This window comes from Streptomyces sp. H27-H5 (assembly GCF_026627505.1).
Lineage (GTDB): Bacteria > Actinomycetota > Actinomycetes > Streptomycetales > Streptomycetaceae > Streptomyces.
Genome location: NZ_JAPNLK010000251.1, coordinates 1 through 2,448, shown reverse-complemented (window position 1 = coordinate 2,448; position 2,448 = coordinate 1). Strand labels below are relative to the sequence as shown.

The 2,448-nt window shown below is 70.8% G+C and carries 1 protein-coding gene and 1 pseudogene; both read right to left on the bottom strand.

The features are described 5' to 3' along the window. Nucleotides 1–239 precede the first annotated feature (239 nt). Entirely contained in the window at nt 240–1,790 is a 1,551-nt protein-coding gene (locus tag OTB19_RS42480; RefSeq protein WP_267804205.1) for a sigma-70 family RNA polymerase sigma factor, read from the bottom strand. Nucleotides 1,791–1,959: 169 nt separating this feature from the next. Continuing rightward, nucleotides 1,960–2,448 (bottom strand): annotated as a pseudogene (locus OTB19_RS42475) (hypothetical protein); the annotation flags it as partial.

The following is a 2,448-nucleotide window of genomic DNA, read 5'->3' as shown; positions in this document are numbered from 1 at the left end:
CCCGAACCGCCGAAGCTCCCCATGGCCGCCTGGATCAACAAGCCCGACGACCCCAGGCCCGACGATCAAACGATCCCGGCACAGCGATAGAACACTTCACCTGCCTTGATCACGTTGACAGGCTCCGGACCGAAGCCGGTTTCGGCGCAGCACTCGGCTCCTGCCGGGTCGAGAACGGCGTGGTGCAGGATCACCAGCTGTCACTGCGCGGGTCGGGCCACATGCTCAAGGAGCGGTTCTCAAGCCCAGGGCCTTCGCATGATGAAGGAAGCCTGGTCGGCGAAGGCCCGGGTGCCGTCGGGGCCATCGAGCCGGATGCCGCCGTCGCGGTAGCGAAGGACGGAACCGGGATAGTTGTGCGCGTGCAAGGTCACCGACCCGGCGACCGCCCCGGGGTGCGGACAGAAGGTGGCGTCCTCACGGAACAGTTCGCTGCCGTCGTTGGTGCTCAGCCGTAGCCGCAGCTCACGATGGCGCAGATAGCGGCCGTCCGCGGCGAGGAAGGTGACGCACCGTGTGTCGGCCAGCCCCCCGACGACCGTGAAGGTGACCCGCTGCCGCGTCTGCGCGCTGCTGGACCCCGAGACTCGGCCGAGCGTCGCGAAGTCGCCGGCATACGTGAGGTACAGGGAGGGCTCGTCCACGGACTCCAGCGACTGTGCGCCCAGCGGAACAGTGCCCGCGACGGCCGGCGGACTCACCGGGGACGGTCCGGCCGACGTGGTGGTGCGCGACGGGATCGGCGTGGGATCGCCGGCCGTGGGAGCGGCGATGGCGCCGGGCACCCGATGCGCCGGTTCGGGCCAGGTCATGTAGGTGGCGGTCCCGGTGATGAGGACCGCCCCGGTGGCGAGGGCCACCAGCGGATGAGCGGTGACCGCGTGGAGTTTGCCGATCAGCAAGCTGTGCAGACTACCTCCCCCCGTCGCCGTGCCGACGGCGACGGGTGCCGTGGCCAGCCCGGCGGCGCCGGCCGCCGTACCCGACAGCAGGCCCTTGGCAGCCAGGGCGGCGATGAGCCCGGCCGGGACCGCCAGTGGGGCGAGGCTGAGGAGCAGTCGCTCGACCGGAACCCGCTCTGCCGTCGTCGCCGCGCAGACCGGGCATCCGCGGGTGTGCCGCGCGATCCGCTTGCGCCACACCGATGTACGGAGACCGTCCCAGCCCACGATGGCCTCGTCCAACTGCGGACAGCGCGGGTCGGCCTCCAGCGCGGCAACGATCGTCCGGCTCAGTTCCAGCTGCTCGCGCATGCGTTGCAGGCGCACTCCGACGTGGGCGACCGTGAGCCCCGTCGCGGCGGCGATGTCGTCACGGCTCAGCGAGCCGGCGCCTTCCTGCCACCACAGCGACAGCAGCACTCGATGGTCCGGGTCGAGCCACCGGCCGGCTTCGACAACCTGACGGCGCTCGTCCGACACATGCAGACGCAGAATCGTCATGTCCCCGGGTTCGGCGCCGGCGTCCGGTATCTGGTGTGCCTCGTCGATGACCGTGCTCCGGCCGGCGAAGGCGCGTTGCCGGTGCCGGTGGTTACTGATCTGGCGGAGCGTGATCGAGACCAGCCAGGACCGGAAGCTCTCCGGAGCACGCAGGGCAGGCAGGTCGCGCACCACGCGCAGCAGGGTTTCCTGGACGACGTCGTCGACGTCGGCATGTCCGCTCAGCGCTCGCCCGACGATGTTGTAGAGCAACGGCAGGTACGCGGCGATCAGCTCCTCGCGCGCCCGATCGTCACCGGCCTGCGCCGCGACAACCAGCCCCACGTGGTCCGCATCCATGAGCCTCATTCCCACCTCCATCAACCGCGGCCGGATGTTCACCGCGAAGGGCGTCAGCTGGTGCGGCTCCGGACGTATCCGGAAGCCGCCGTCTTGGATCGCGCCGAGAGGCTCCTGGAGGAGGCGATCGGCTTGCGCCGCGAGGCCCCTGACTCCTCGGCCGGAACCTGGCCGGTCCTTACCGGGCCGGGGTGAACCTTCCCCAGACCGCGACGGAGCCGCCCGGGGTCTGCGTGTCGACGCGGTAGCCGTCGTCCGTGGCGTTGCGCACGCCGGTGGCGTGGTTGTACTGGCCGGCGAATTCATGCTGCCCGGTGGGCACGGTACGGCCCGGTTTGAGGACCCAGCGGTAGACCAGCGCTCCGCCGGCCTCCTGAACGGTGACGACGAAGTCTTCGCTCGGCAGGGTGCGCCAGTTGCCGGTGTTCTGCACGCCGCCGGTTTGGGCGATGCGCAGTTCCACGGTGAGCGAGGTGAGCGGCTGTGTGGTCTTGAGAGTGAGGTTGCTCTGGGCCCAGTAGACGGTGCTGTGCGGATCCACCGAGCCGTCCGACGACAGGGGCCCGTTCTGGACCCGGCTGCTGGGCAGCGGAGTGGGGCGCGGGCCGACCGGGGCCGTGGCGGTCGGAGTCGGGGCCGGGGCGGCGGGGGCGGTGGGGGTGGGGGT